This window comes from Halomonas sp. HG01 (genome assembly GCF_000968715.2).
Classification (GTDB): Bacteria; Pseudomonadota; Gammaproteobacteria; order Pseudomonadales; family Halomonadaceae; genus Halomonas; species Halomonas halophila.
In genome coordinates this window covers 80,872-105,559 of record NZ_CP022134.1, presented here as the reverse complement: position 1 = coordinate 105,559, position 24,688 = coordinate 80,872, and the positions used below count along the sequence as shown (strand labels likewise).

Below are 24,688 nucleotides of genomic sequence, written 5' to 3'. Positions count from 1 at the left end.
GTCATGGCTCCTGGGATGAGGAAGAATGGGGCGCGTCCTGGACGCTCAGGGTGAAGGGGCGCAGCGCGTCCAGCAAGCCTTTCACCGGCGCGGCCAGGCCGATGCTGTCCGGCTCGGCGGGGTCGAACCAGCGCCGCGCCTCGCCCACGCCGTCGAGCCGGCTCACCCGCGCCGGCTGCGGGGTGATCTCGAGGCGGAAATGGCTGAACACGTGGGTGAAGGCCTCCCAGGGCGCTTCCAGGCTGGCACCGGGGGCGTGGTGGTCGAGCCAGGCGCGCAGCTCCAGCGAGGTATCGAACTGCGGCAGGCTCCACAGCCCGCCCCACAGGCCGCTGGAGGGGCGCTGCTCGAGCAGTACCCGCCCGGCCTCGTCCTGCAGCAGCAGCATGGTGGTGGTGCGGGTGGGAATGGCCTTCCTGGGCTTGGACTCCGGAAAGCGCTTCTGCTCGCCGCGTGCCCGGGCCACGCACACGTCATTGAAGGGGCAGCGCTCGCAGTCGGGCTGGCCGCGACGGCACAGGGTGGCGCCCAGATCCATCATCGCCTGGGTGAAGTCGACCACCCGGCGCTCGGGCGTGTAGTGCTCGGCGAGGCCCCACAGCTCACGCTCCACCGCGGGCCGGCCGGGCCAGCCTTCCACGGCGTGCAGCCGCGTGAGCACGCGCTTGACGTTGCCGTCGAGGATCACCGCCCGCCGGCCGGTGCTCTGGGCGATCACCGCGCCGGCGGTGGAGCGGCCGATGCCGGGCAGCGCGGCCATGGCGTCGAGGCTGTGCACCGGGAACTCGCCGTCGTGTTCTTCTACGACTACCTGGGCGGCCTTGTGCAGGTTGCGCCCGCGGGCGTAGTAGCCGAGCCCGGTCCATAGATGCAGCACCTCGTCCTGCTCGGCGGCCGCCAGCGAGCGCACGTCGGGGAAGCGCTCCATGAAGCGCTCGAAGTAGGGAATCACGGTGGCGACCTGGGTCTGCTGCAGCATGATCTCCGAGACCCACACCCGGTAGGGCGTGCGCTCGTGCTGCCAGGGCAGGTCGTGGCGGCCGTGGACGTCGAACCACTCGAGCAGGCGTCGCTGGAAGGTGTCGGGAGGCAGGATGGCGGGGGGCGTCTCCGTCATGGGCATTGTCTCGGCACGAAAAAAAGCGCCGACTATAAGAGTCGGCGCAGGGACTGGCTATTGCTTGCTCAATTGAAGAGACCATCGAGGGCGTCGCGAAGTTCCCGACGCGAATCATCGCCGATGCGTTCGTCGAGTTTTTCCACCGCGTTGCCGAGGCTCTCGCGCAGCTTGTCGTTGGCGCGCTGAGAGACTTCCTCGCGCAGCAGGTCGCCCAGCGTGGAGCGGAAGGCGTCGCGGTCGAAGCGACACCACTCGCCGCTGTCGCCGCCCAGCTGACCCTCGCAGCGCACCGGGAAGGGCACGTCGACCAGCCGCCGATTGACCTCGCAGGCGGCGTCCACGTCCTCGCCGGTGAAGCGGGCGTTGGCGCGCAGGGCGAAGCGCTCGCTGGTCAGGTCGAAGCTGCCCTCGCCGCCCAGGCCGATGCCGGGGATGGCGACATTCAGGTCATCGCTCTCGGCCACGCCATCGCGGATGCGGAAGCTGGCCTCGGCGCGCTGGAAGCGGGTGTCCGGGGCCCAGTCGCGGCTGGTGCTCTCGCCTTCCAGGCGCGCGGTGGTGGTGCACAGCTCCTGGGAGACGTTGACGCCGGGAATGCGCCCCTCGGCCAGGCGCGTGGCGAGCCGACCGTTCAGGGCACGCTTGAGCTCGGGCACGCTGTTGCCGCGGGTCGTCAGCTCGCCCTCGGCGCTCAGCCTGCCTTCCAGCGGCGCCGGCTCCTCGCCCAGCGAAGTCAGCAGCGAGCCCAGACGCAGGTTCTCGACGCGCGGCGACAGCTGCCAGCCCAGCGGCGTCTCGCGGGCGTCCAGCTCGCCGGTGGCCGAGAGACGCCCCTCGTGGAGGCCGGACGCAAAGTTCACCAGCCGCTGGCGGCCGTCGTCGCCGGCCAGCGTGAGGCTGACGTCGCTGAAGCTCTGGTCCATCAGGATCAGTTCGCCGAGGCTCAGCTCGGCGTCGAGGGAAAGCGTGGCCAGCCAGTCGGCGGGCAGCAGCGCCTGCCGTGCGTCCTGAGCCAGGGCACGCCCCACGCCCGGCAGGCTCGGGCCGCCGGCGGTCTCGGCGGAAGGATCGGCGGCCGGCAGGTAGTCGTCCATGTTCAGACGGTCGCCCTGCAGGTCGGCCTCCAGGCGGGTGCCGTCGAGGTTCGCCCCCAGGCGACCGTTGAAGGTGCTGCCGTCGAGCTTGAGGTTAAGGCCGTCGAGGGTGACGCGCTCCAGGTCGCCTTCGATGGGGCTGGTCAGCGCCACCTGGCTCAGGGCCGCGTCGGCGGCCATGTCCGGCAGAGCGTCGAAGCGCTCCAGCCAGGGCCGTAGCGAGAGCTCGGCGAGGCTCAACTGGCCCTCGTAGGCCGGCGCCTCGACCAGCTCGGTCAGCGTCAGGTTGCCCTGGAGGTCGAGGCCGTCGGGCCCGCTCAGCGCCAGCTCGCTCAGGCGAGCGCTTCGGGCGGCCAGGTCGGCGTCGAGACCGAAGGCCAGCGACAGCGGCAGGCGCTGCTCGCCCAGCCGCGGGCCCATCAGGCCGGCCTCCAGCTGGCCACCATTCACCCGCACCCGGTCGCCGGAGAGGTCGAGCACCAGCTCGTCGGCGGCGAGCTCGAGCCGCTGGGCTTCGTCGGCACCGTCGAGGCGGGTATGGGTGTCCAGCGCCAGCCCCTGGAGCACATGACGCCCCTCGGCCAGCCCCAGGCTGACCCGGGTGTCGAGGCTCAGCTCGCTGGCCAGCTGCGGCGTCTCGGCACCCAGCCCGTCGCGCAGCGCGACGTCGAGGCTGGCGCTGAGTGGGAAGGGATGATCGGGATTGACGTTGCTGCCGGTGATGTCGACGTCCGAGAGCGTCATCTCTCGCCCGGCCTGGACGTCGCGATAGTCGATGCGGCCGCCGCGCACCTGCACGCTGGCGATGTTCAGCGCCACGTCCAGGGCGCTGGCATCGCCACGAGGGTTGGGGCCGGCGCTGGCCGGCGCCAGCACCGCCTCGGCCTGCTCGCCGCGGTTGCGCAGGCGCTCGATCAGCGCCTCCCAGTTGCCACGCCCCTCGGCGTTGCGCTCGAGGTTGAGGTCGACCCCCTCGAGGGTCAGGCCGTCGATGGCGATCTCGCCGCGCAGCAGCGGGGCCATCGCCAGGCTGACCTCGGCGTGGTCGAAGGCGGCGAAGGGCGCGTCGTCGACGACCTGTTCCGGCAGTCGCGCCTCGGCGCTTTCCACGCCGACACCCAGCCGCGGGTAGAAGGACCAGCTCAGCGGGCCGTCCAGCTCCAGCTCCAACCCGCTGTGCTCGCGCACGACGTCGACCAGTCGTGGCTTGAGGTCCTCGGGGTCGAAGAAGGTGGTGATGAACACCACGGCACCGACCAGCACCAGGCCGAGGACCCCGATGGCGGCCAGCAGAGTACGCAGGATTCGCTTCATTGCCCGGCTCCTTTGGGCGAGAGATCCAGTTCGAAGTAGTCGCCTTCCTGGGTCAGGCGGTAGCCCATGCGGCTCAGCAGCACCTGATCGGCCATGGGCAGCTGGGAGGCCAGCACGCGCAGCCGGCGGCCGTCGGCGTGGGCGGCCTCGCCGGTGAGGGCCAGCAGCCGCGAGCCGACGCCGCGGCGGCGGGTGGTCTGGCGCACGCAAAGGTGCGACAGCCACCAGGCCTGGTCATCCGGGGACACGGCCAGCGCCCCCAGCAGACGATCATTGAAACGGGCACAGAAGAAGAAGCGCTCGGCGGCCAGATGGTCGTCGACGAATCGCTCGGGCGGGGCCGGCAGGCGCTCGGCGGGGGCATCGGCGTAGATGCGTGTCAGATCGTGGCGTACCTGGGCGTCCGCTTCCCAGGTCGCTTGATCGACGCGCTGTAGCGTGACCGGCATGCAGGTATCTCCCTGAAAGAGGCAGGCCGGGCCTGCCGCATGGTTGGGGCATTGTAGCGAATGGGGGTAGCGTTTCACTATAATGGCAGCCTTGCAACGGCGGGGCCGCCCCGTCTTTTCCGCCCCGACGGCGGCCCCCCCATCACGACACGCGCCCAGGCGCTGGAGACCCGACATGTCCGAGCGTATCGCCACGGTCACCCGCGACACCAAGGAAACCCAGATCACGGTCACCGTGAACCTCGACGGCAAGGGCCAGCTGGTCTGCGAGACCGGCGTCCCCTTCCTCGACCACATGCTCGACCAGGTCGCCCGCCACGGCATGATCGACCTCGAGATCAAGGCAGTGGGCGACCTGCACATCGACGACCACCACACCGTCGAGGATCTCGGCATCACCCTGGGCCAGGCCTTCGACCAGGCGATCGGCGACAAGCGCGGCATCTACCGCTACGGCCACGCCTACGTGCCGCTCGACGAGGCGCTGTCGCGGGTCGTGGTAGACTTCTCCGGGCGCCCGGGCCTGTTCATGGACGTCGAGTTCACCCGCGCCAGCATCGGCCGCCTGGATACCCAGCTGTTCTGGGAGTTCTTCCAGGGCTTCGTGAACCACGCCAAGGTCACCCTGCACATCGACAACCTGAAGGGCTTCAACGCCCACCATCAGGCGGAAACCATCTTCAAGGCCTTCGGCCGGGCGCTGCGCATGGCCGCCGCCGAAGACCCGCGCATGGCCGGCCAGATGCCGTCCACCAAGGGCAGCCTGTGATCCCGCCGACCGACACGAGGAGCGTCCCATGACCATTGCCGTCATCGACTACGGAATGGGCAACCTGCATTCCGTCGCCAAGGCACTGGAGCACGTCACCCACGAGCACGTAGTGGTGACCCGCGACGCCCGCCGCATCCAGGGCGCCACGCGCCTGGTGCTGCCCGGCCAGGGCGCCATCCGCGACTGCATGGGCGAACTCGAGCGCACCGAGCTGCGCGGCCTGGTCGAGGAGCTGCTGGCCCAGCAGGCCAAGCCGCTGCTCGGCATCTGCGTCGGCCAGCAGATGCTGCATCAGCGCAGCGAGGAGAACGGCGGCATCGACTGCCTGGGCTTCATGACCGGCCAGGTGCGCCGCTTCCCCGTCGACATGCGCGACGACATGGACCATCGCCTGAAGGTGCCGCACATGGGCTGGAACCTGGTGCGCCAGCGCCACGACCACCCACTGTGGAAGGGCATCGACGACCAGGAGCACTTCTACTTCGTGCACAGCTACTACGTGGAGGCCGGCGAGGACGTCCAGGTGTTCGGCACCACCGACTACGGTCGCGTCACCGCCCACGTGGCCACCGGCCGCGATGCCACCTTCGCCGTGCAGTTCCATCCGGAGAAGAGCTCCCGGGCCGGCCTTCGACTGCTGGAAAACTTCGTGCAGTGGGAGCCCTGAGCGGCCACTGCAGCATTTCCAGGGCGCCCGTTGCCGCGCCCATGACAACGGTTTCAAGGGCGCCCGACCCCGCGCCCCTTACCATTTCCAGGGCGCCTGCTGCCGCGCCTACGACAATTTCCAGGGCGCCTGCTGCCGCGCCTACGACAATTTCCAGGGCGCCCGCTGCCGCGCCTGACAATCAAAGGGGCGCCCGCTGAGCGCCCGTAGAGGACTGGACATGCTGGTAATCCCCGCCATCGATCTCAAGGACGGCAAGTGCGTTCGCCTCAAGCAGGGGCGGATGGACGATGCCACCACCTACGGCGACGATCCCGTGGCCATGGCCGCGCGCTGGGTCGAGGCCGGCGCCCGCCGCCTGCACCTGGTCGACCTCAACGGCGCCTTCGAGGGCGAGCCGGTCAACGGCGAGGCGGTCACCGCCATCGCCCGCGCCTACCCCAACCTGCCGATCCAGATCGGCGGCGGCATCCGCTCGGCCGAGACCATCGAGCACTACCTGGACGCCGGCGTGTCCCAGGTCATCATCGGCACCAAGGCGGTCAAGGAACCGGCCTTCGTCACCGAGATGTGCCAGGCCTTCGCCGGCCACGTGATCGTCGGCCTGGACGCTCGCGACGGCTTCGTGGCCACCGACGGCTGGGCCGAGGTCTCGACCCTGAAGGCCACCGAACTGGCCAAGCGCTTCGCCGACGACGGCGTGTCCTCGATCGTCTACACCGACATCGCCCGCGACGGCATGATGGGCGGCGTCAACGTCGAGGCCACCGCCGAGCTGGCCCGCGAGGGTGGCCTGCCGGTGATCGCCTCCGGCGGCGTGACCAACCTCGACGACCTGCGCGAACTGATCGCGGCCGGCGAGCCGGGCATCCTCGGCGCCATCACCGGTCGCGCCATCTACGAAGGCAGCCTGGACGTGGCCGAGGCCCAGGCACTGTGCGACCGCCTCACCGGCCAACGCGACGGGAGCTGACACCATGGGACTCGCCAAGCGCATCATCCCCTGCCTGGACGTCGATGCCGGCCGGGTGGTCAAGGGCGTCAACTTCATCGGCATCCGCGACGCCGGTGACCCGGTGGAGATCGCCCAGCGCTACAACCAGCAGGGCGCCGACGAGATCACCTTCCTCGACATCACCGCCAGCCACGAGGACCGCGGCACCACGGTGGAGATGGTCGAGCGCATCGCCGGCGAGGTCTTCATCCCGCTGACCGTGGGCGGCGGTATCCGCACCTGCGACGACATCCGCACCATGCTCAACGCTGGCGCCGACAAGGTGTCGATCAACACCGCCGCCGTGCACAACCCCGAGTTCGTGCACGAGGCCGCCGAGCGCTTCGGCAGCCAGTGCATCGTGGTGGCCATCGACGCCAAGAAGGTCTCCGAGGAAGGCGAGGCACCGCGCTGGGAGATCTTCACCCACGGCGGCCGCCGCCCCACCGGGCTCGATGCCGTGGAGTGGGCCAGGAAGATGGTCGACCTGGGCGCCGGCGAGCTGCTGCTGACCAGCATGGACCGCGACGGCACCAGGATCGGCTTCGACATCGGCGTGACCCACGCCATCTCGGAAGCGGTGAGCGTGCCGGTGATCGCCTCCGGCGGCGTGGGCAACCTCGACCACCTGGTCGAGGGCGTGAAGGACGGCGGCGCCGACGCGGTGCTGGCGGCCAGCATCTTCCACTTCGGCGAGTACACCATCCCCGAGGCCAAGCGCTACATGGCCGAACGCGGCATCGAAATGCGCCTCTGACAGGCCTCCGGAGACAAGGACACGAATGACATCACCATGGAAGGTGGCAGGCAGGCTGGCCCTGCCTGCAATGCTGGCGCTCGCCGGCCCGGCCGCCGCCGAGGCGGAGCCGGCCTGGCCCCCGGCGCCGACGCTGGACCATGTGCTGGTGCAGACCAGCCTCTACACCCGACACTTCAGCGCCGACCCGGAACACAACAACCGGCAGCAGCTTGTCAGCCTGGAGCTGCATAACCCGCAGCGCTGGCTCGCCGGCACCGCCTGGTTCAAGAACTCCTTCGACCAGCCCACCTGGTACTGGTATGCGGGGCGCGAGTTCCCCTTCTGGCAGCCCACCGAGCGGCTGACTATACGCGCCAAGCTCACCGGCGGCCTGCTGCACGGCTACCAGGACGAGTACCGCGACAAGATCCCCTTCAACCGCTTCGAGACCGCGCCGGTAGCGCTGCCCAGCGTGGGCGCGCGATGGGGACGCTTCGAGTCCGACCTGATCGTGTTCGGCACCGCCGGCATGATGGTGACCGCCGGTGCGCGCTTCTAGCCGCTAGTCCATCGACAGCCCCAGGTTGCTGACGCCCTCGTTGCGGCCCAGCCGGCGCAGCGCCTTGAGGGCGTCGCGGCCGAGCTCGCCTTCCACCGCCTCGAGCACCGCATCCTGGAAGCCGTTCTCGTCCCCCATCAGCGGATGCTCGCGCACGATGGCGGCGAGGCGTTCGCCGTCCTCCTCGCCCTCGGTCAGCTCGATGAAGGCGCGCACGCCGCCGCGAGAGGTCCGGCTCACCTCCAGCACCGCCTCCGGCGAGTCGCCGCGCAGGGTGTCGAGCAGCGACGAGATCGCCACCACCGCTTCCAGCGCGCGACGGGCGCCGAAGCTGTCATCCTCGGCCGGCGGCTCCAGCTCGGCCAGCTTCTCGGCCTGGCGATCGAAGTCGATGCGCGCGTCCTTGACCGCCAGCCGCTCCCACACCAGATCGAGCACGACCCGCAGCGCCTTGGGATCGCCGTGGCCGGTGGCCTCGGCGTAGAAGGCGTAGTTGGGCAGCAGCCGCTCGCACAGCGCCGCCATGAAGGCCTGCTGACGGCGCGGCTCGAGCCGCTGCAGGCGCTGAAAGAAACCGCTCATGGATTCTCCTTGGAATATCGCTGTCTCGACATCGTCCCTGTGCTCACTCAAGGCCAGAGCCGTTCGGGGGCCACTCTGCCCCGCGCATCGAACGCCACGCCCTCGACGATCAGCCGGCGGCGCTGCTCGTCGGCGCCGGGATGGTCGGCCAGCTTGCGCGAGGCGGTGATAACCCGGAACCACGGCAGGCCGTGGCCGGACGGCAGCTCGCGCAGCGCCCGGGCCACCAGCCGGGGCGTGCCGCCCTCGGTCATGGCGGCGATGCGCCCGTAGGTGGTGACCCGCCCCAGCGGAATCTCGGCCAGCACGGTCAGTATCTGTTCCTTGAGGGCTGCGTTCATGTACCCTGCCTTCCCTGATTTTCTGCTGATATCGGCGAGGCCGCCCGCATGCACGTTCACCTGCTTCAGCACAGCCCCTATCTGGGGCCCGCCCGCATCGGCGACTGGCTCGACAGCATGGGGCACAGCCACACCGTGTTCCACCTCGACGAGGGCGAGTTGCCGCCGCGGCCCGGCGACGTCGAGGCGCTGATCGTGCTCGACGCCCCCGAGGGCCAGGCGCCCGCCGCCTGGGATCGCGGCGAGCGCAAGCTGATCGAGCGCACCCTGGACGGTCGCAAGCCGCTGCTCGGCATCGGTCACGGCGCCCGCCACATCGCCGAGGCGCTGGACGCCCCGGTGTCCCGCGGCACCCTGGCCGAGACCGGCTGGCAGACCGTGACCCTGGCCGAGGCCAGCCCCTTCGACCTGCCCGAGCGCTTCGAGGCCTTCACCTGGCACCGCGAGATCTTCGCCCTGCCCGAGGATGCCCTGCCGCTGGGCGGCACCGCGGCGAGCCCGCTGCAGGGCTTCGCCTGGGACGCCGGCCGGGTGATCGGCCTGCTGTGCCATCTGGAGGCCACCGCCGAGAGCGTCACCGCCATGCTCGACCACCTGCCGCGCCCGGAGGGCGACGCCGAGAGCCCCTATCGCCAGGAGCGCGAGGCGATGCTCGACGATTCACGGCGCTTCGACCGCCTGGCGCCGCTGCTCGACCGGGTGCTCACCCAGTGGGCCAGGCACGCCACGATGCGCTGACCCCTCAGGCAGAGGCGGTGGCGCTCGGCCGGCGCGCTGATTCGGCCTCGGCGACCCAGTCGCGGGCGAAGGCCAGGCAGCTGTCCCAGTCGCCCACGTGGAGGAAGCGCTGGTCGTCGTGCTTCTCCAGCTGGTAGCGATACATGGGGTCGTAGTATTCGGTGAGCAGCGGTGCCAGCCAGGCCTCGTGGGCCTGGCGATTGCCGCGCTCGTGCTCGCGGAAGGCCAGCTCCTGCAAGCGCTGCAGCCGCGCCAGCCGGGCGCCGCCGAGGCGCTTCCTGAGCCGACCCAGCGCGCCGGACAGCTGCTTGCGCATCAGCGTCCAGCCCAGCCAGTCGCCGAACTGCTGGCGATAGACCGTCCACAGATCGTCGATGTAGTCCTTGTGGATCTGCGCCAGCCGCCAGTCCAGCGGCATCTCGACGCGAATCCGCGGGGCGGCCTCCATGCCGCGCCAGAAGGTCAGCGGCACGTTGGCCGAGCCGATGTGGCGCGACTCGTCCTCCAGCACCAGCGGCCCCGGCAGCTCCAGCAGCCGCAGCCCCATGGCGTGCTCGAAGTCGATCTGCGACGGCGCCGGCAGCGGATGACGGCCGAAGGCCGAGCCCTTGTGGCGCGCGCAGCCCTCCAGGTCCAGGCCCTGATCCAGGGCGGTGATCAGCGAGGTCTTGGCGCAGCCGGTGAGTCCGCCCACCACCAGCATCGGCCGCTCGGCGGCGGCGTCGATGTGCGCGCACAGCGCCTGGCGCATGGCCTTCCAGCCGCCGCGGATGCGCGGCCGGGTCATGCCGGCCTCGGCCAGCCACTGCTGGGCGATCTGAGAGCGCATCCCGCCGCGGAAGCAGTAGACGATGGCGTCGGGATGGACCTCCAGCTCGCGCCGCCAGGCGTCGACCCGGGCGGCCTTGATGCCGCCGCTGACCAGCCGCTCGCCCAGCTCGATGGCGGCCTGCTGGCCCTGCTGCTTGTAAGCGATGCCGACGAGATGACGCTCCTCGTCGTCCATCAGCGGCAGGTTGACCGCCCCGGGCAGCGCGCCCTGGGCGAACTCCACCGGGGCGCGCACGTCGATCAGGGCCCGACCCTCGCGCAGCAGCGCGAGGTCCGGCTCGACCAGCGGCAGATTCATCCCTTCACCTCGATGCGCGTCTCGCCGCGCTCGGCGATCACATCGCCGAACGGCTCGAGCTCGAGACCGTACTGGCGGCCGACGCGCTCGACGTCATCCTCCCAGGACGGATGCACCGACAGCAGCAGGCCGCCGGAGGTCTGCGGGTCGCACAGCCACTGCCAGTGGGCGTCGTCCATGGCCGGCAGGGCCTTGCCCAGGGCCTCGCGGTTGCGGGCGCTGCCGCCGGGCACCGCGCCCTGGCGGCGGTAGGACTCGGCCTCGGCGAGACGCGGCAGGCGGCGGAAGTCGATGCGCGCGGCCACACCGCTAGCCTCGCAGACCTCGCTGAGATGACCGGCCAGGCCAAAGCCGGTGACGTCGGTCATGGCGTGCACGCCGGGAATCTTCGCCAGCTCGGCGCCGATGCGGTTGGAGGCGAGCATGGTGCGTCGCGCCAGGCCCTGGTGGCCGGGCTGGATCAGGCCCTGCTTCTCGGCGGTGGTCAGCAGGCCAACGCCCAGCGGCTTGGTGAGATACAGCAGGTCGCCGACCTGGGCGCCCTTGTTGAGCTTGAGGTGCTCGAGGTCGACCAGGCCATTGACCGACAGGCCGAAGATCGGCTCCGGGGCGTCGATGGAGTGGCCGCCGGCCAGCGCCAGGCCCAGCTCACGGCAGACCGCCTGGGCGCCGCCGACCACGTCGCCGGCGATGTCGGCGCCGAGCTTGTCGAGCGGCCAGCCGAGGATGCCCAGCGCCATGATCGGCGTGCCGCCCATGGCGTAGACGTCACTGATGGCATTGGTGGCGGCGATGCGGCCGAAGTCGAAGGGATCGTCGACGATCGGCATGAAGAAATCGGTGGTGGCGATCATGCCGCGGCCGTCGCCCAGGTCGTAGACGGCGGCGTCCTCGCGGCCCTGGTTGCCGACGATCAGCCGCGAGTGGCTGGCACCCGGCCCGGCCTTGGCGAGGATGCCGTCGAGGACGTCGGGGGCGATCTTGCAGCCACAGCCGGCGCCGTGGCTGTACTGCGTCAGACGGATGGCACTCATCACGGTCTCCTTGGCGTCGTTTCCCGGCATTCTACAACACCGCGCCCCCGCCCCGTCGCTGGACGGCGATTTCACGCTTCGCGGGGTGGGCGCCTAGAGTGCTTCCAGCGCATCGGCCAGCTTGTCCACGGGCACCACTTCCATGCCCTCGGGCGAGTGCTTGGGGGCGTTGCCGCGCGGCACGATGGCGCGCCGGAAGCCGTGCTTGGCGGCCTCGACGATGCGCTCCTGGCCGCTCGGCACCGGGCGGATCTCGCCGGACAAGCCGACCTCGCCGAACACCACCAGCTCACGCGGCAGCGGGCGGCTCTGCAGGCTCGACACCACCGCCAGCAGCACCGCCAGGTCGGCGCTGGTCTCGAGCACCTTGACCCCGCCGACCACGTTGAGGAACACGTCCTGATCGCCGGTGAACAGTCCGCCGTGGCGATGCAGCACCGCCAGCAGCATGGACAGACGGTTCTGGTCGACGCCCACCGCCACCCGCCGCGGATTGCCCAGCGCCGAGTCGTCGAGCAGCGCCTGCACCTCGATCAGGATCGGCCGGGTGCCCTCCCAGACCACCATCACCAGACTGCCGGGCGCCTGCTCCTCGGTGCGCGACAGGAAGATGGCGCTGGGATTCTTCACCTCCTTGAGGCCGTGCTCGAGCATGGCGAACACGCCGAGCTCGTTGACCGCGCCGAAGCGGTTCTTCTGCCCGCGCAAGGTGCGGAAGCGCGAGTCGGCGCCGCCCTCGAGCAGCAGCGAGGCGTCGATCATGTGCTCCAGCACCTTGGGGCCGGCCAGGGTGCCGTCCTTGGTCACGTGGCCGACCAGCAGCAGCACGGTGCTGGACTGCTTGGCGAAGCGGGTCAGCGCCGCGGCGGACTCGCGCACCTGGGCCACGCCGCCCGGCGCCGAGGAGATGTCCTCGAGGTGGGTGGTCTGGATGGAATCGATGATCAGGATATCGGGACCCTCGCGCTCGGCCACGCCGAGGATCGTCTCGATGCTGGTCTCGGCCAGCATCTGCAGGCCCTGGGTAGGCAGCTGCAGGCGGTGGGCGCGCATCGCCACCTGGGACAGCGATTCCTCGCCGGTGACGTAGAGCACCTTGCGCTGCTGGGCCAGCTTGCAGGCGGTCTGCAGCAGCAGGGTCGACTTGCCGGCGCCGGGATGGCCGCCCAGCAGCACCGCCGAGCCCGGCACCAGGCCGCCGCCCAGCACCCGGTCGAACTCCTCGAAGGTCGAGGAGAGCCGCGGCACCTCGCTGAGATCGACGTTGGCGAGGTCGATCACCTCGCGGGAGACCGCCCCGGCATAGCCGCCCCGCCCCGCGGAGCCGCCCCCGCCGCCATTGCCCGCACCGGGACGGGCGGCCGACAGCCGGATCTCGCTCAGGGTGTTCCACTCGCGGCAGCTGGTGCACTGCCCCTGCCACTTGCTGTACTCGGCACCGCATTCGGTGCACACGAAGGCGCTTTTCGCTTTGGCCATGGAATGTCCGACGACGGTTTCTCTGGAATAACAGGCCCGAAGGCCCAACGACGAGGGGCGGCCCGCCGGCCGCCCCTCGCTGCTACGCGTTCCGCTGCCTTACAGGCGCTTCAGGCGCAGCATCTCGTTGTTCTGGAAGCGGCGACGCTGGGGGTCGATCAGTTCCAGGGTCTGCGGGTCGAGGCGCAGGAAGAAGTAGGTCTGGCCCTCGCCCTGGGGCGTCAGCTCGTAGACGGTGGCATCGGGGTTGTCCGCGGTGCCGTCGAGCAGCTGCCAGCGACCTTCGTAGTTCTCGTCCGGCGGATTCTGCGGGTGGCCGCGGTAGGAGGCCTGCAGATCGAAGGTGCGATCCGCGGCAGGGCTCTGGGCATCGCCCATCATGGTCACGTTCAGATCGATCCCTTCACAGTTACGGCAGGGCAGCGTGCCCTGGTAGGTGCTCTGGGTCGCTTCCATTCCGGGCTCGGTGCCCTGCCCGCCAGGGCCACCCGCACAGCCTGCCAGCAGGGCAAGCATCGCGGAACCGGCCAGCAACGTCCTGATTTGCATATTCGTCCTCCTAACCAATGGGCATGACGCCGCCTTCACGGCAGCCTGCCCCACAGCATAACCTCTCGTGGGAACAGCGCACAGCCCGAACAGCACCGGCTTGCCCCTCGTCCGGCGATCATCCGCGGGCCGGCTTGCGCGGGCGTCGCCCCCGGGCGACCATGAACGGATTGCCCCACGATCCGAGAAGTGACGATGAGCAAGTTCTGGAGCCCCAAGGTCCGCGAGCTGACGCCCTACGTTCCCGGCGAGCAGCCCCGCGAGCGCCTGATCAAGCTGAATACCAACGAGAACCCCTATCCGCCGGCGCCGGGCGTCGAGGCGGTGCTGCGGGAGTTTCCGGCCGACCATCTGCGCCGCTATCCCGATCCCGAGTCGCATGGCCTGCGCGAGGCGCTGGCCCGGGAGTTCGGCGTCGAGGTCGAGCAGGTGTTCGTCGGCAACGGCTCCGACGAGGTGCTGGCCCTGGCCTTCCAGGCCTTCTTCGCCAACGGCCGCCCGCTCGAGATGCCGGCCATCACCTACAGCTTCTATCCCGTGTACTGCCGGCTCTACGACGTGGAGCGCCGCACCCTGCCGCTGGACGCCGACTGGCGCGTCGACCTCGAGGCCTTCTCGCCGGACGCCGGCGGCGCCATCTTCGCCAATCCCAACGCGCCGACCGGCCACGGCCACGGCCGCGAGGCGATCGCCGCGCTGCTCGAGCGCCTCACCGAGTCGGTGGTGCTGGTCGACGAGGCCTACGTGGACTTCGGCGGCGAGAGCGCCATCCCGCTGATCGAGCGCTTCCCCAACCTGCTGGTCACCGGCACCTTCTCCAAGTCGCGCAGTCTGGCCGGCCTGCGGCTCGGCTACGCGGTGGGCTCGCGGGAGCTGATCGAAGGGCTGGAGCGGGTCAAGGACTCCTTCAACTCCTACCCGATCGACAGCCTGGCGAGCGCCATCGGCGTCGCCGCGCTGGAGGACCGCGAGCACTTCGACGCCTGCCGCGAGGCGGTAATCACCACCCGCGAGCGCACGCGCACGCGCCTCGAGAGCCTCGGCTTCCAGGTGCTGCCGTCGCAGAGCAACTTCCTGCTGGTGCACCACCCCGAGCAGGATGCCGCCCAGCTGTTCGTCGGCCTGCGCGAGCGCGGCGTGCTGGTGCGTCACTTCAACACCGAGGCGCTGGACGGCTGGCTGCGCATCTCCATCGGTACCGAGGACGAGATGGACAGCCTGGTCGAGGTGCTGGAAGAACTCTGCCGCTGAGCCGACCTTGAACGTCAGGGGCGTCGCTCGACGCCCCTCGCCCGCCCCGCCGGACAGATACTCTCCCGACCGATACCGAGGCCCCCATGGCCGACTCACGACTGCCCCTGAGCCGCGTGCACCACGTGGCGCTGATCACCGCCGACTACCCACGCGCCAGACGTTTCTACCTCGAGGTGATGGACGCCGAAATCCTCAACGAGGCCTATCGCGAGGAACGCGACAGCCACAAGCTCGACCTGCGCCTGCCGGGCGGCATTCAGCTCGAGCTGTTCTCCTTCCCCTCGCCGCCGCCGCGTCCTAGCTACCCCGAGGCCTGCGGGCTTCGCCACCTGGCGCTCGCCACGCCCGACCTCGATGCCTGTGTCGCTCTGCTCGAGGCACGCGGCGCGGCGCCCGAGCCGATCCGCGTCGACGAGTTCACCGGCGCGCGTTTCACCTTCCTGGCCGATCCCGACGGCACTCCGATCGAGCTATACGAAGTCACGGACTGATCCACCGTGTCAGCCAAACCAAAAACGCCCCGCCCTCTTGAAGAGGACGGGACGTTTTTTGGAGGAGATCACATTAAACGTTCGGACATAAAAAAACCCCGACTCGATGAGCCGGGGTTTTCTCGGTATAAGTGCCTGACGATGACCTACTCTCGCATGGGAACTCCCACACTACCATCGGCGCTGAGCGGTTTCACTGCTGAGTTCGGCATGGGATCAGGTGGTTCCCGCACGCTATGGTCGTCAGGCGAAAAAGGCAATGCGAATCATGCTGACGAGATCGTCTCTCGCGTATCCGCCGTCGTCTGTTGTCAGTCACAGACCACTTGGGTGTTATATGGTCAAGCCTCACGGGCCATTAGTATCGGTTAGCTCAACGCCTTGCAGCGCTTCCACACCCGACCTATCAACCAGCTCGTCTCGCTGGGCCCTTCAGGAGGCTCGAGGCCTCGGGGAGATCTCATCTTGAAGGAGGCTTCCCGCTTAGATGCTTTCAGCGGTTATCCCGTCCGACCNTATTAGCTTGAGTTTCCTCAAGTTATCCCCCACTACCGGGCAGATTCCTATGCATTACTCACCCGTCCGCCGCTCGACGCCTCCTAGCAAGCTAGGATCGTTTCCGCTCGACTTGCATGTGTTAGGCCTGCCGCCAGCGTTCAATCTGAGCCATGATCAAACTCTTCAGTTAAAAGCTTGATAGTTCCTAAGGTGGAACCAAACCTGGTTCAAGATTCAAACGTCTCTTTGACGAGTCGCTTGTCTTGATATCTAGTGACTGGTCACCGACATCCCGACAAGCGCCCACATGAATTATCTGATCGATTGTTAAAGAGCAGCTCGACTCAATAAGGAGAAGAGCATCTTGCGTTCCCGGCCGCTTGACCAGTGCCTCGCAAGGAAGGCGTATTCTACGTGATCGGCGCGTCGTGTCAACCGGTGATCTTCAAGCTCTCGAGAGAGCGAAGCGGGTGACCGACCATCGCGACAACAGCGTGAAGCGACATCCGATCGATTGGCATGCATTTTACCGATTCCGCTGACCCTGTCAATCGAGTAATTCCGAAGAAATTCGAAAAACCTCAAGAAAAACAAGCGCTTTTGCCACTCATCACCGCCTGCAACGTTACCCGTCGCCGGCAGCGGATGCGTACTCTACGGACTTCACCGGGATGGTGCAAGGACTTTTCTCATCGCACCAGAATCAGCCACCGGGGCGTCGCCGACGCGACACCCCGGCACCGCTCTTATTCCCCGATGAACAGCCGCACCATGCCGGCGTTGCTGCCGAAAGCCGTCACTTCCACCTCGTAACGGCCAGGCTGCAGATGCCGGGTGATGCGTGAACCGAGCCCCAGGCCGGGCGCATCGTCGTTGTGCTCATTGACGCCGTTGCCGGTCAGGCGCATGACGGTATCCACGGCGCTGGAAGTGCTTTCCAACACCACTTCACGAGGCTCCTCCACCACTAGCCGGTAAGCGAGCCGGCTACCGGCCGTCATCCGACCGTAGACCACTTCCCCAGGGGTGACTTCGCCACTGTCGCTCATGCGCCCCTCGAACGGCGACGACTCGGCTCGCAGGGTATAGATACCGCTGCCGCTGTAGCTCTGGACTTCCAGGGTATAGTCGCCGGGCTCCAGCACGGTGTTGATCAGCGAGTTGCGATCGCCGCCGCTGTCGTCGTCGGTCAGCTCGACGCCCTCCCCCTGCAGATACAGCATCGGATCGAAGTCCTGCGAGTCGAGCGCCAGACTCACCTCGGCCGTCTCCTCGACGGTGAAGCGATAGCGGTTCTCGGCGACGCCGACGTACTGCCCGCGCACCTCCTCGCCGCTGGCAATCGGCCCGTCGTTACGGAACTCGCCGTCGAATTCGCTGCGCCGCAGCTCGATCGCGTAGTCACCGCGATTGCCACCGTAGCTGGCCACCTCGACGCGATAGTCGCCGGCCATCAACACCGTCTGGATGCGCGAATCGGTGCCACCGCCGCCATCGTCGTCGCTGATCTGGGTGTCATTGCCACTGAGGTGCAACACGGTATCGAAGGCCGTCGAACCGAGATCCAGGATCACCTCGGAGGGCTCATCGAGATGCAGGGTGTAGTGATTGGTCGACTCACCTTCGAGCGTACCGGTGATGCGATCGCCATCTCGCAGCGGCCCGCCGTTGCGTCGACCGTCGGAGAGGTCGCGCTGTTCGGCGACCAGCTGATAAGCACCGCCTGCACTCAGCACCTGACTGGCGCACTTCGTCATCGCCACGTTGGGCTTGGCCGCCTGCCCCAGTTGAACGCGGTAGTCGCCAGGCTCCAGATAGGCATCGAGACGAAGTTCGCCCGGCGCACAGGACTCGGCCCGCTGATTCACCCCCTCTCCCACGAGATGCATGTCGAGCCCTTCCTCGCCGGACAGCGCCAGATTGAGGTGGGCGGGAGCGTCCAGGCTGAGCGAGTGTTCGGCGCTGCCGTCGTCCAACCGGCCGACCAACGGCCGGTCGGCCTGCAGCCCGTCCTCGTCGCCGGTTGCCTCGGCCGCCAGCGTATAGGGACCGAAGGCGGCGCCATCCTGCCCGTTGATCACGACCAAGGTGCAGCGCTGTGCCTCGGCAGCGCTCAGCAGGATCGCCGGCTCGCCCTCGGGGCCACTCTCGGCCAAGCCGATCCAGTGTCCCTCGTCGTCAAAGGCCGCCAGCGACGCGGCGAAAGGCGCATCCAGCGTGTAACGATAGCGCTCCGCCTCCCCACTGCCGCACATCCAGTGCGCCGAATAGCGCGTGCCGTTGTTGAGGTTGACCGGGCTGGTCGAGGTCAGCTCGCCCTCGAGGCTGTCGCCGGCCTGCATCTCCGGCGCCGAGACGAAGCGCGCCTCGTCGTCGCTGCAGCCTGCCAGCAGAGTGAGTCCGACCAGGCCCGCCATCAGGCGACCCGATGAGACGCTGAAGCGCCGAGTTCCTTGAATGTCCACGTCATGTCTCCCTACGTAGTGACGATGCCCCCGCCTCTGCGGGACAGCCGCACTATAGCGGAAAACGCAGCGCTATAGAGGGGCCTCAGGCATCGCCGCCGCGCAGACGCGACTCGGTGACCAGCGAATCCGGCCCCAGGTCGGCGATGGTGCGCGCACCGGTGAGCGTCATGGCCACGCGCATCTCCTTGTCGACCAGCTCGAGCAGGTGAGCCACGCCCGCCTCGCCGGCGGTGGCCAGCGCATAGACGAAGGCACGCCCCAGCAGCACGCTGTCGGCCCCCATCGCGACCATCCGCACCACGTCGAGCCCGCTGCGGATGCCGGAGTCGGCCAGGATGGCCAGGTCGCCCTTCACGGCATCGGCGATGGCCGGCAGGGCGCGGGCGGAGGAAGGCACGCCATCCAGCTGACGCCCGCCGTGGTTGGAAACCACGATGCCATCGGCGCCGAAGCGCACGGCATCGCGGGCGTCCTCGGGATCGAGGATGCCCTTGATGATCATCGGGCCGTCCCAGAACTCGCGGATCCACTCCAGGTCCTTCCACGAAATGGAGGGATCGAAGTTGTCGCCAAGCCAGGCGATATAATCCTCGAGCTCCGTCGGCTGGCCGCGATAGTCCGAGACATTGCCCAGGTCATGGGGGCGACCGTGAATGCCCACGTCCCAGGCCCAGCGCGGACGGGTCGCGGCCTGCAGCATGCGCCGGATGCCGCCATGCTTGCCGCTCATTCCGGAGTGGGCATCGCGATAGCGCGCCCCGGGCACCGGCATGTCGACGGTGAAGACGAGCGTCTTCACGCCTGCGGCCTTGGCCCGCTCCAGCACATGTTTCATGAAGCCCCGATCCTTCAGCACGTAGAGCTGGAACCAGATGGGCCGATCCACGGCCGAGGCGACCTCATGGATGGGGCAGACCGACACCGTGGACAAGGTGAACGGGATGCCCTTTCCCGCGGCAGCCCTGGCCGCCTGCACCTCGCCTCGCCGGGCGTACATGCCGGTCAACCCCACGGGTGCCAGGGCGACGGGCATGGCCATGGACTCGCCGAACAGCTCGGTCTCGAGCGACAGCGAGGACATGTCCTTCAGCACGCGCTGGCGCAGACCGATCTCGCCGAGGTCCTCGACGTTGCGCCTGAGCGTATGCTCGGCATAGGCGCCACCGTCGGCATAGTGAAAGAGAAAGGGCGGGATGCGACGCTTGGCGGCCTGGCGATAGTCCGTGGCGGCGGAGATGATCATGGCGGGCCCTGTACAATGGATGAGCGATCGATAAAGGCCGGCGCGGGCTCCGCGACGAGGGCTCGAGGGTCGTCGGCGCGGGCGCACGCGGGCGCAAGAAATCTCTCCAGTCGGGCGGCGCTTCGGCACAGCGCGAGACGCTCGGCGCCTCGCAAGCCATAATTGGTAAAACCAATTGACATCGACTGGTTACCGCACCCTATGGCCCGGCCGCGAGGGTGTCAAAATTCCCGCCGCAAAAGGCGCTTATACCTTGGTATTAAGCCATGAAAAGCGCCACGCAAGACCTTGAAAAACCAGCACAACGGCATACGACAAAAAATGCGCCATATTGGTAATACCAATTGAATGACGCTACCATGCGCCGAAAGACCTCGCGCCCAGGAACGCCGCCATGTCCTACCAGACCCTGCGCCAGCCGCGCCTCGCCGACGTGATCACCGAACGCCTCGAGGCACTGATTCTCGAGGGCAGCCTCAAGCCCGGCCAGCGCCTGCCACCGGAACGCGAGCTGGCCGAACGCTTCGGCGTCTCGCGCCCCTCGCTGCGCGAAGCGATCCAGAAGCTCGCCGCCCGCGGCCTGCTGCACAGCCGTCAGGGCGGCGGCACCTTCATCACCGAGGACCTGCACAGCGGCTATAGCGACCCGCTGCTGGAGATGCTCTCGCGCCACGGCGAGTTCCACCTCGACCTGCTCGAATTTCGCGACGCCATGGAAGGACTCTCCGCCTACTATGCCGCGCTGCGCGCCACGCCCACCGACAAGGCGGTGCTGCTGCAGCGCTTCGAGGAGCTCGAGGCCCGCTTCGAGGCCCGGGACCCGGCCGAAGAGGCCAAGGCCGACGCCGCCTTCCACCTGGCCATCGCCGAGGCCGCCCACAACGTGATGCTGCTGCACACCATTCGCGGCATCTTTCACCTGCTCGAGAAGAGCATCGTCGACAACCTCGAGGCGCTGTTCGCCAAGCCCGACGCCCGCGAGCGGCTGATGACCCAACACCGCGCACTGCTCGATGCCATCCTCCAGGGCCGCGCCGAGGAGGCCCGCGCCTGCGCTCACGACCATCTGGTCTACGTCGAGGAAAACCTGCTGGCCGCGGCCCGCGCCGAGACCCGCGCCCAGCGCTCGCTGCGCCGCGCCCAGTCCATGCCCGCGCCCGACGCATGACGACCGCCTCGCCCTCCCCTCGCCGGCGTCGTCTACGCCTGCTGCTGGCCCTGATCGGCCTGGCCGGCCTGGCGCTGTGCCTGTGGCAGACCGCCCAGGTCGCCCGTGAACAGGCCCTTCAGGTGCTGCGCGACGACGCCGAGAACGAGCTGCGACTGTCGGTGGCCGGGCTCACCGGGCACCTGTCCCGTCACGACTACCTGCCCGAGCTGCTCGCCTCCCGCGAGGCCGTGAAGCGTTTCCTGGCGACGCCTGCCCAGCAGGATCCGATGCCGCTCAACCGCCTGCTCGACCGCTTCCGCGCCACCGCCGACGTCTCGGACATCTACCTGCTCGACCGCCACGGCGACACCCTGGCGGCCAGCAACTGGCACCGCGAGAGCACCTTCATCGGCGAGAACTACCGCTTCCGACGCTATTATCAGGACGCCATGAAGGGCCAGAAGGGGCGCTTCTTCGGCCTCGGCCTGCGCTCCCAGGAGCGCGGCTACTACTTCTCGGCACCGATCTGGCTCGACGACACCGCGCCGAACGCCCGGCCCGACGGCGTGATGGTACTCAAGGTGCTGCTGCACGCCGTCGAGGACAGCTGGGCGGAACAGGACGCCGAGCTGCTGGTCACCGACGGCGACGGCGTGGTGTTCATGGCCAGCCGGCGAGCGCTGCGCCTCACCGCCCTGGAGCCCCTCGCTGAGACGGAGCTCGCGGCCCTGCATGCCTCGCGGCGCTACGGCGATGAACCGCTGCCGCCAGCCGGCATCCGCGAGCTCGAACGGCGCGGCGAGAACGCCCGGCTGGTCGGCTTCTCCGATGGCCCGCTGGCCGGCGAGCGTTACCTGAGCCTGACCCGGCCGGTGCCCGGCTTCGGCTGGGACATGCACATCCTCAAGCCGCTCACCCCGGTGGTCGACGCCCAGTGGCTGGCGGCGGCGCTGGCCGGCGGCCTCTACGGGCTGGTGGTGCTGGGTGGCGGCATCGGCTGGCAGCGGCTGCGGCTGCGCCGCGAGCGCGAGCGCTTCGCCGAGCGCGAACGCCGCACCCTGGCCAGGGCCCGCGACGAGCTGGAGCGCCACGTGGAGGCACGCACCCGCGACCTGACCGCCACCAATCGGCGCCTCTCCGACGAGATCGAGGAGCGCCGCCTGGCCGAACAGCGCCTGCGCGAGACCCGCGACGAGCTGGTCCAGGCCGCCAAGCTGGCGGTACTCGGCCAGCTCGCCGCCGGCATCAACCACGAGCTCAACCAGCCGCTGGCGGCGATCCGCGCCTACGCCGAGAACGCCCGCGCCTTCATCGCCCGCAGCCGCAGCGAGGCCGCCGACGCCAATCTCGGTCAGATCGTCGAGCTCACCGAACGCATGGCCGAGATCAGCGCCCAGCTGCGCCAGTTCTCGCGCAAGAGCGGCGACAACCTGACCGCCGTCTCGGCCCCCTCCTGCTTCGACTACGCCCTGCGGCTGTTCCAGGCCCGGCTCGGCGAAGGTGACGTGGCGGTGGAGCGCCGCTGGCCCGAGGACGAGCTCTGGGTGCGCGCCGACCCGGTGCGCCTCGAGCAGGTGCTGGTCAACCTGATCGGCAACGCCCTGCAGGCCATGGCCGAGACGCCATCGCCGCGGCTGACGCTCGAGATCGCCGCCGAGGGCGACCGGGTGCGCCTGGCGGTGGCCGACAACGGCCCCGGCATCGCCGAGGATCGGCTGTCGCGCATCTTCGAGCCCTTCTACACCACCAAGGCCGCCGGCAGCGGCCTGGGGCTGGGCCTGTCGATCTCGGCGCGTATCATCGACGACCTGGGCGGCCGCCTGGAGGTCGCCAACGGCGCCGAGGGCGGCGCCCGCTTCACCATCAGCCTGCCACGCGACGCGGGCACCGATACCCCGGCATCCAGCGAGGAGCGGCAATCCCATGCATGAGTCCCCGGCGACCCCGGTGATGATCATCGACGACGAGGCGCACCTGCGCATCACCGCCGGCCAGACCCTGGAGCTGGCCGGCTACGAGCCCCGGGCCTTCGAACGCGCCGAAGACGCCCTGGCGGCCCTGACCCCGGACTTCCCCGGCGTGGTGATCAGCGACATCCGCATGCCTGGCATGGACGGCATGGCGCTGCTGCGCGAGATCCGCGATCGCGACCCGGACCTGCCAGTGGTGCTGATCACCGGCCACGGCGACGTCTCCACCGCGGTGGCGGCGATGCGCGACGGCGCCTGGGACTTCCTCGAGAAACCCTTCGCCGGCGAGCACCTGGTGGAAGTCGTCCGACGTGGCATCGACAAGCGTCGGCTGAGCCTCGAGAACCGCACCCTCAAGGCCGAACTCGAGGCCCAGCAGTCGGCCCCCGGCCCGCGCCTGGTCGGCCGCACCCCGGCGATCCAGCGGCTGGCCTCGATGGTCCAGCGCATCAGCCAGGTCGAGGCCGACGTGCTGCTGTTCGGCGAAACCGGCGCCGGCAAGGACCTGGTGGCCCGCGCCATCCACGAGCGCAGCGCCCGCGGCGGCCGGCCCTTCGTCGCCATCAACTGCGGCGCGGTGCCGGAGAGCACCATCGAGTCGGAGCTGTTCGGCCACGAGAAGGGCGCCTTCACCGGCGCCGTGGAGCGGCGCATCGGCAAGTTCGAGCACGCCCAGGGCGGCACCGTGTTCCTCGACGAGATCGAATCCATGCCGCTGTCGCTGCAGGTCAAGCTGCTACGGGTGCTGCAGGAGCGCAGCATCGAGCGGCTGGGCTCCAATCAGGCGGTACCGCTGGACATCCGCGTGATCGCCGCCACCAAGGTCGACCTCAAGGCCGCTGCCGAGGCCGGCGACTTCCGTGAGGACCTCTACTACCGCCTCAACGTGGTGACCCTGCCGATTCCACCGCTGCGCGAGCGCCGCGAGGACATTCCGCTGCTGTTCCAGCACTTCGCGGTGGTGGCCGCCAACCGCAGCGGCCTGGAGGCGCCGCCACTGGACGCCGCCGGCACCTCGGCGCTGCTGGCCCACGACTGGCCCGGCAACGTGCGCGAGCTGCGCAATCTCGCCGAGCGCTACGTGCTGCTGGGAATCACCTGCGACTACCGGTTGGAGACGCTGCTGGAAGGCGGCGAGAGCGAGGGTGGCGAGCTGCCGCTGCCGCGCCAGGTGGAGCTGTTCGAGAAGAGCCTGATCAGCCAGGCGCTGGCCCGCCATCAGGGCCGCGTCAGCGAGGTCTGCGACGCCCTCGACGTGCCGCGCAAGACGCTCTACGACAAGCTGAAGAAACATGGCCTGAGGGCCGAGGACTACCGCCAGAACGCCGAGCCCTGAGCCACCAGGTCGACCAGCGGCTGCCAGGGCGGCAGCCAGGGGGAGAGGCTGACGATGACCGCCAGCATGGCCAGCGAGTTGCCGGGCTGACGCCAGTCGAAGGGCTTGAGCGCGGTGCCGAAGGAACGCTTGAGGCGTGCCCCGGTGAGATCGACACTGTACAGCTCGTCGAGCAGCAGGTGGATCACGAAACCCAGCGCCAGCGCCGCCCCGTAGATCCAGGCCAGCCGGTCGGGCAGCGCGAACAGCCGATGGCTGAGCGCCGTGGCGGTCAGCCCGCACAGCGCCGCGGCCAGCAGCGAGTGCCAGATGCCGCGATGCACGGTGAAACGGCAGAACAGCGCCCCGCCCAGGTAGCGCACGCCCAGGTAGATGCCGCCACAGGCCACCATCAGTGGCCCCGGGTCCAGCCGGGCCTGCAGCCACAGGGCCCCGGCGACCACGGCGGGGATCGCCAGCAGGTTGAAGATCAGGCGAATTGCCTTGGAGCGGTCGGCGTCGATATCGGGGAGAATGCCGCCGAAGGTGATCAGCGCGAGGACGGGCAGCCCCTCGGAGAACGCCCACAGCCCGGCCTGCCAGCCGCCGTGGGCGACCACCGCGCCCAGGGTCGCGGCCACGCCGAGGTGGGTTCGGAAGTCGGCCATGCCCGCGGCGCCTCACTGACTGGATAAAACAACAGTTTAGCGCTCGGCATGGCCAAAGAAAACAAGCGGTT

General features: G+C 69.0%; 23 protein-coding genes, 1 rRNA gene and 1 other annotated feature. Of the genes, 11 read left to right on the top strand and 13 right to left on the bottom strand.

What is annotated here, in order from left to right; genetic code table 11:
• Position 1: 1 nt before the first annotated feature.
• From mutY to UN84_RS00455, 3 genes are all read right to left on the bottom strand, one after another.
• Positions 2 to 1,117, bottom strand: coding sequence for an A/G-specific adenine glycosylase (mutY, locus tag UN84_RS00465; protein ID WP_046078123.1), 1,116 nt, complete (start codon positions 1,115 to 1,117; stop codon positions 2 to 4).
• 68 nt (positions 1,118 to 1,185) lie between these two features.
• Positions 1,186 to 3,528, bottom strand: coding sequence for an AsmA family protein (locus tag UN84_RS00460; protein ID WP_046078124.1), 2,343 nt, complete (start codon positions 3,526 to 3,528; stop codon positions 1,186 to 1,188).
• Positions 3,525 to 3,977, bottom strand: a complete 453-nt coding sequence (locus tag UN84_RS00455) for an acetyl-CoA sensor PanZ family protein (RefSeq protein ID WP_035594730.1) — start codon at positions 3,975 to 3,977, stop codon at positions 3,525 to 3,527. Before UN84_RS00455 ends, UN84_RS00460 begins: the two co-directional genes overlap by 4 nt.
• A gap of 175 nt (positions 3,978 to 4,152) precedes the next feature.
• Between UN84_RS00455 and hisB the strand changes: the two genes are divergently transcribed.
• The 5 genes from hisB (at position 4,153) to UN84_RS00430 (ending at position 7,708) form a co-directional block, all read left to right on the top strand.
• Positions 4,153 to 4,746, top strand: coding sequence for an imidazoleglycerol-phosphate dehydratase HisB (gene hisB, locus UN84_RS00450; RefSeq protein ID WP_035594728.1), 594 nt, complete (start codon positions 4,153 to 4,155; stop codon positions 4,744 to 4,746).
• A gap of 28 nt (positions 4,747 to 4,774) precedes the next feature.
• Complete coding sequence (gene hisH, locus UN84_RS00445; protein ID WP_046078125.1) at positions 4,775 to 5,416, top strand: imidazole glycerol phosphate synthase subunit HisH; 642 nt, start codon at positions 4,775 to 4,777, stop codon at positions 5,414 to 5,416.
• Between the two features lie 220 nt (positions 5,417 to 5,636).
• Entirely contained in the window at positions 5,637 to 6,389 is a 753-nt protein-coding gene (gene hisA, locus UN84_RS00440) for a 1-(5-phosphoribosyl)-5-[(5-phosphoribosylamino)methylideneamino]imidazole-4-carboxamide isomerase (RefSeq protein WP_035594723.1), read from the top strand.
• A gap of 4 nt (positions 6,390 to 6,393) precedes the next feature.
• On the top strand, positions 6,394 to 7,167 hold the full coding sequence (hisF, locus tag UN84_RS00435) for an imidazole glycerol phosphate synthase subunit HisF (protein ID WP_046078126.1): 774 nt from the start codon (positions 6,394 to 6,396) through the stop codon (positions 7,165 to 7,167).
• A 25-nt stretch (positions 7,168 to 7,192) separates the two neighbouring features.
• On the top strand, positions 7,193 to 7,708 hold the full coding sequence (locus UN84_RS00430) for a hypothetical protein (RefSeq protein WP_052719276.1): 516 nt from the start codon (positions 7,193 to 7,195) through the stop codon (positions 7,706 to 7,708).
• Positions 7,709 to 7,711: 3 nt separating this feature from the next.
• Here the strand turns inward: UN84_RS00430 and UN84_RS00425 are convergent, their stop codons facing one another.
• Both UN84_RS00425 and UN84_RS00420 read right to left on the bottom strand, forming a co-directional pair.
• Complete coding sequence (locus tag UN84_RS00425) at positions 7,712 to 8,290, bottom strand: YjaG family protein (RefSeq protein ID WP_046078128.1); 579 nt, start codon at positions 8,288 to 8,290, stop codon at positions 7,712 to 7,714.
• Positions 8,291 to 8,337: 47 nt separating this feature from the next.
• Complete coding sequence (locus UN84_RS00420; RefSeq protein ID WP_046078129.1) at positions 8,338 to 8,631, bottom strand: MGMT family protein; 294 nt, start codon at positions 8,629 to 8,631, stop codon at positions 8,338 to 8,340.
• A gap of 48 nt (positions 8,632 to 8,679) precedes the next feature.
• On the opposite strand from UN84_RS00420, the gene UN84_RS00415 reads away from it, so the two are divergent.
• Positions 8,680 to 9,369 (top strand): type 1 glutamine amidotransferase, encoded by a 690-nt coding sequence (locus UN84_RS00415; protein WP_046078130.1) that lies wholly within the window; start codon positions 8,680 to 8,682, stop codon positions 9,367 to 9,369.
• Between the two features lie 4 nt (positions 9,370 to 9,373).
• Here the strand turns inward: UN84_RS00415 and mnmH are convergent, their stop codons facing one another.
• From mnmH to UN84_RS00395, 4 genes are all read right to left on the bottom strand, one after another.
• Positions 9,374 to 10,498, bottom strand: coding sequence for a tRNA 2-selenouridine(34) synthase MnmH (mnmH, locus tag UN84_RS00410; RefSeq protein ID WP_046078131.1), 1,125 nt, complete (start codon positions 10,496 to 10,498; stop codon positions 9,374 to 9,376).
• Positions 10,495 to 11,535: a selenide, water dikinase SelD gene (selD, locus tag UN84_RS00405; protein WP_442908409.1), complete on the bottom strand. Its 1,041-nt coding sequence runs from the start codon at positions 11,533 to 11,535 to the stop codon at positions 10,495 to 10,497. The genes mnmH and selD overlap by 4 nt, the downstream gene beginning before the upstream one ends.
• Positions 11,536 to 11,625: 90 nt before the next feature.
• Positions 11,626 to 13,011, bottom strand: a complete 1,386-nt coding sequence (gene radA / locus UN84_RS00400) for a DNA repair protein RadA (RefSeq protein WP_046078133.1) — start codon at positions 13,009 to 13,011, stop codon at positions 11,626 to 11,628.
• A 99-nt stretch (positions 13,012 to 13,110) separates the two neighbouring features.
• Positions 13,111 to 13,560: a copper resistance protein NlpE N-terminal domain-containing protein gene (locus tag UN84_RS00395; RefSeq protein WP_035594702.1), complete on the bottom strand. Its 450-nt coding sequence runs from the start codon at positions 13,558 to 13,560 to the stop codon at positions 13,111 to 13,113.
• A 195-nt stretch (positions 13,561 to 13,755) separates the two neighbouring features.
• On the opposite strand from UN84_RS00395, the gene hisC reads away from it, so the two are divergent.
• Entirely contained in the window at positions 13,756 to 14,811 is a 1,056-nt protein-coding gene (gene hisC / locus UN84_RS00390) for a histidinol-phosphate transaminase (protein WP_046078134.1), read from the top strand.
• A gap of 86 nt (positions 14,812 to 14,897) precedes the next feature.
• The gene (gloA2, locus tag UN84_RS00385; protein ID WP_035594697.1) at positions 14,898 to 15,305 is read left to right on the top strand and encodes an SMU1112c/YaeR family gloxylase I-like metalloprotein; all 408 of its coding nucleotides are present in this window, start codon (positions 14,898 to 14,900) and stop codon (positions 15,303 to 15,305) included.
• Positions 15,306 to 15,438: 133 nt separating this feature from the next.
• On the opposite strand, the gene rrf is transcribed toward gloA2, so the two are convergent.
• The 3 genes from rrf to lldD form a co-directional block, all read right to left on the bottom strand.
• Positions 15,439 to 15,553 (bottom strand): 5S ribosomal RNA (gene rrf, locus UN84_RS00380).
• A gap of 102 nt (positions 15,554 to 15,655) precedes the next feature.
• Positions 15,656 to 15,849, bottom strand: a sequence feature (23S ribosomal RNA rRNA prediction is too short).
• Between the two features lie 700 nt (positions 15,850 to 16,549).
• Positions 16,550 to 18,268, bottom strand: coding sequence for a PPC domain-containing protein (locus UN84_RS00375; RefSeq protein WP_152662834.1), 1,719 nt, complete (start codon positions 18,266 to 18,268; stop codon positions 16,550 to 16,552).
• A gap of 85 nt (positions 18,269 to 18,353) precedes the next feature.
• The gene (lldD, locus tag UN84_RS00370) at positions 18,354 to 19,514 is read right to left on the bottom strand and encodes an FMN-dependent L-lactate dehydrogenase LldD (RefSeq protein WP_046078457.1); all 1,161 of its coding nucleotides are present in this window, start codon (positions 19,512 to 19,514) and stop codon (positions 18,354 to 18,356) included.
• Between the two features lie 394 nt (positions 19,515 to 19,908).
• Between lldD and UN84_RS00365 the strand changes: the two genes are divergently transcribed.
• The 3 genes from UN84_RS00365 to UN84_RS00355 are packed head-to-tail and all read left to right on the top strand — an operon-like array spanning position 19,909 to position 23,970.
• Positions 19,909 to 20,682 carry a GntR family transcriptional regulator gene (locus UN84_RS00365; protein WP_046078458.1) on the top strand — a complete coding sequence of 258 codons (774 nt, stop codon included), beginning with the start codon at positions 19,909 to 19,911 and terminating at the stop codon, positions 20,680 to 20,682.
• Complete coding sequence (locus UN84_RS00360; protein WP_046078459.1) at positions 20,679 to 22,595, top strand: sensor histidine kinase; 1,917 nt, start codon at positions 20,679 to 20,681, stop codon at positions 22,593 to 22,595. The genes UN84_RS00365 and UN84_RS00360 overlap by 4 nt, the downstream gene beginning before the upstream one ends.
• Positions 22,588 to 23,970 (top strand): sigma-54-dependent transcriptional regulator, encoded by a 1,383-nt coding sequence (locus UN84_RS00355; RefSeq protein WP_046078460.1) that lies wholly within the window; start codon positions 22,588 to 22,590, stop codon positions 23,968 to 23,970. Before UN84_RS00360 ends, UN84_RS00355 begins: the two co-directional genes overlap by 8 nt.
• Here UN84_RS00355 and UN84_RS00350 read toward each other — a convergent pair.
• The gene (locus tag UN84_RS00350; RefSeq protein ID WP_046078461.1) at positions 23,946 to 24,617 is read right to left on the bottom strand and encodes a metal-dependent hydrolase; all 672 of its coding nucleotides are present in this window, start codon (positions 24,615 to 24,617) and stop codon (positions 23,946 to 23,948) included. The genes UN84_RS00355 and UN84_RS00350 overlap by 25 nt on opposite strands.
• Positions 24,618 to 24,688: the final 71 nt, after the last annotated feature.

What these genes read in the sequence shown, in the direction of transcription:
- gloA2 (WP_035594697.1), top strand. Translation starts at nt 14,898, where the DNA reads ATGGCCGACTCACGACTGCCCCTGAGCCGCGTGCACCACGTGGCGCTG.
- UN84_RS00355 (WP_046078460.1), top strand. Translation starts at nt 22,588, where the DNA reads ATGCATGAGTCCCCGGCGACCCCGGTGATGATCATCGACGACGAGGCG.
- UN84_RS00365 (WP_046078458.1), top strand. Translation starts at nt 19,909, where the DNA reads ATGTCCTACCAGACCCTGCGCCAGCCGCGCCTCGCCGACGTGATCACC.
- hisA (WP_035594723.1), top strand. Translation starts at nt 5,637, where the DNA reads ATGCTGGTAATCCCCGCCATCGATCTCAAGGACGGCAAGTGCGTTCGC.
- UN84_RS00395 (WP_035594702.1), bottom strand. Translation starts at nt 13,560, where the DNA reads ATGCAAATCAGGACGTTGCTGGCCGGTTCCGCGATGCTTGCCCTGCTG.
- lldD (WP_046078457.1), bottom strand. Translation starts at nt 19,514, where the DNA reads ATGATCATCTCCGCCGCCACGGACTATCGCCAGGCCGCCAAGCGTCGC.
- hisB (WP_035594728.1), top strand. Translation starts at nt 4,153, where the DNA reads ATGTCCGAGCGTATCGCCACGGTCACCCGCGACACCAAGGAAACCCAG.
- UN84_RS00460 (WP_046078124.1), bottom strand. Translation starts at nt 3,528, where the DNA reads ATGAAGCGAATCCTGCGTACTCTGCTGGCCGCCATCGGGGTCCTCGGC.
- hisC (WP_046078134.1), top strand. Translation starts at nt 13,756, where the DNA reads ATGAGCAAGTTCTGGAGCCCCAAGGTCCGCGAGCTGACGCCCTACGTT.
- UN84_RS00425 (WP_046078128.1), bottom strand. Translation starts at nt 8,290, where the DNA reads ATGAGCGGTTTCTTTCAGCGCCTGCAGCGGCTCGAGCCGCGCCGTCAG.
- UN84_RS00415 (WP_046078130.1), top strand. Translation starts at nt 8,680, where the DNA reads ATGCACGTTCACCTGCTTCAGCACAGCCCCTATCTGGGGCCCGCCCGC.
- UN84_RS00430 (WP_052719276.1), top strand. Translation starts at nt 7,193, where the DNA reads ATGACATCACCATGGAAGGTGGCAGGCAGGCTGGCCCTGCCTGCAATG.
- UN84_RS00350 (WP_046078461.1), bottom strand. Translation starts at nt 24,617, where the DNA reads ATGGCCGACTTCCGAACCCACCTCGGCGTGGCCGCGACCCTGGGCGCG.
- hisH (WP_046078125.1), top strand. Translation starts at nt 4,775, where the DNA reads ATGACCATTGCCGTCATCGACTACGGAATGGGCAACCTGCATTCCGTC.
- hisF (WP_046078126.1), top strand. Translation starts at nt 6,394, where the DNA reads ATGGGACTCGCCAAGCGCATCATCCCCTGCCTGGACGTCGATGCCGGC.
- UN84_RS00455 (WP_035594730.1), bottom strand. Translation starts at nt 3,977, where the DNA reads ATGCCGGTCACGCTACAGCGCGTCGATCAAGCGACCTGGGAAGCGGAC.
- radA (WP_046078133.1), bottom strand. Translation starts at nt 13,011, where the DNA reads ATGGCCAAAGCGAAAAGCGCCTTCGTGTGCACCGAATGCGGTGCCGAG.
- mutY (WP_046078123.1), bottom strand. Translation starts at nt 1,117, where the DNA reads ATGACGGAGACGCCCCCCGCCATCCTGCCTCCCGACACCTTCCAGCGA.
- UN84_RS00360 (WP_046078459.1), top strand. Translation starts at nt 20,679, where the DNA reads ATGACGACCGCCTCGCCCTCCCCTCGCCGGCGTCGTCTACGCCTGCTG.
- UN84_RS00420 (WP_046078129.1), bottom strand. Translation starts at nt 8,631, where the DNA reads ATGAACGCAGCCCTCAAGGAACAGATACTGACCGTGCTGGCCGAGATT.
- mnmH (WP_046078131.1), bottom strand. Translation starts at nt 10,498, where the DNA reads ATGAATCTGCCGCTGGTCGAGCCGGACCTCGCGCTGCTGCGCGAGGGT.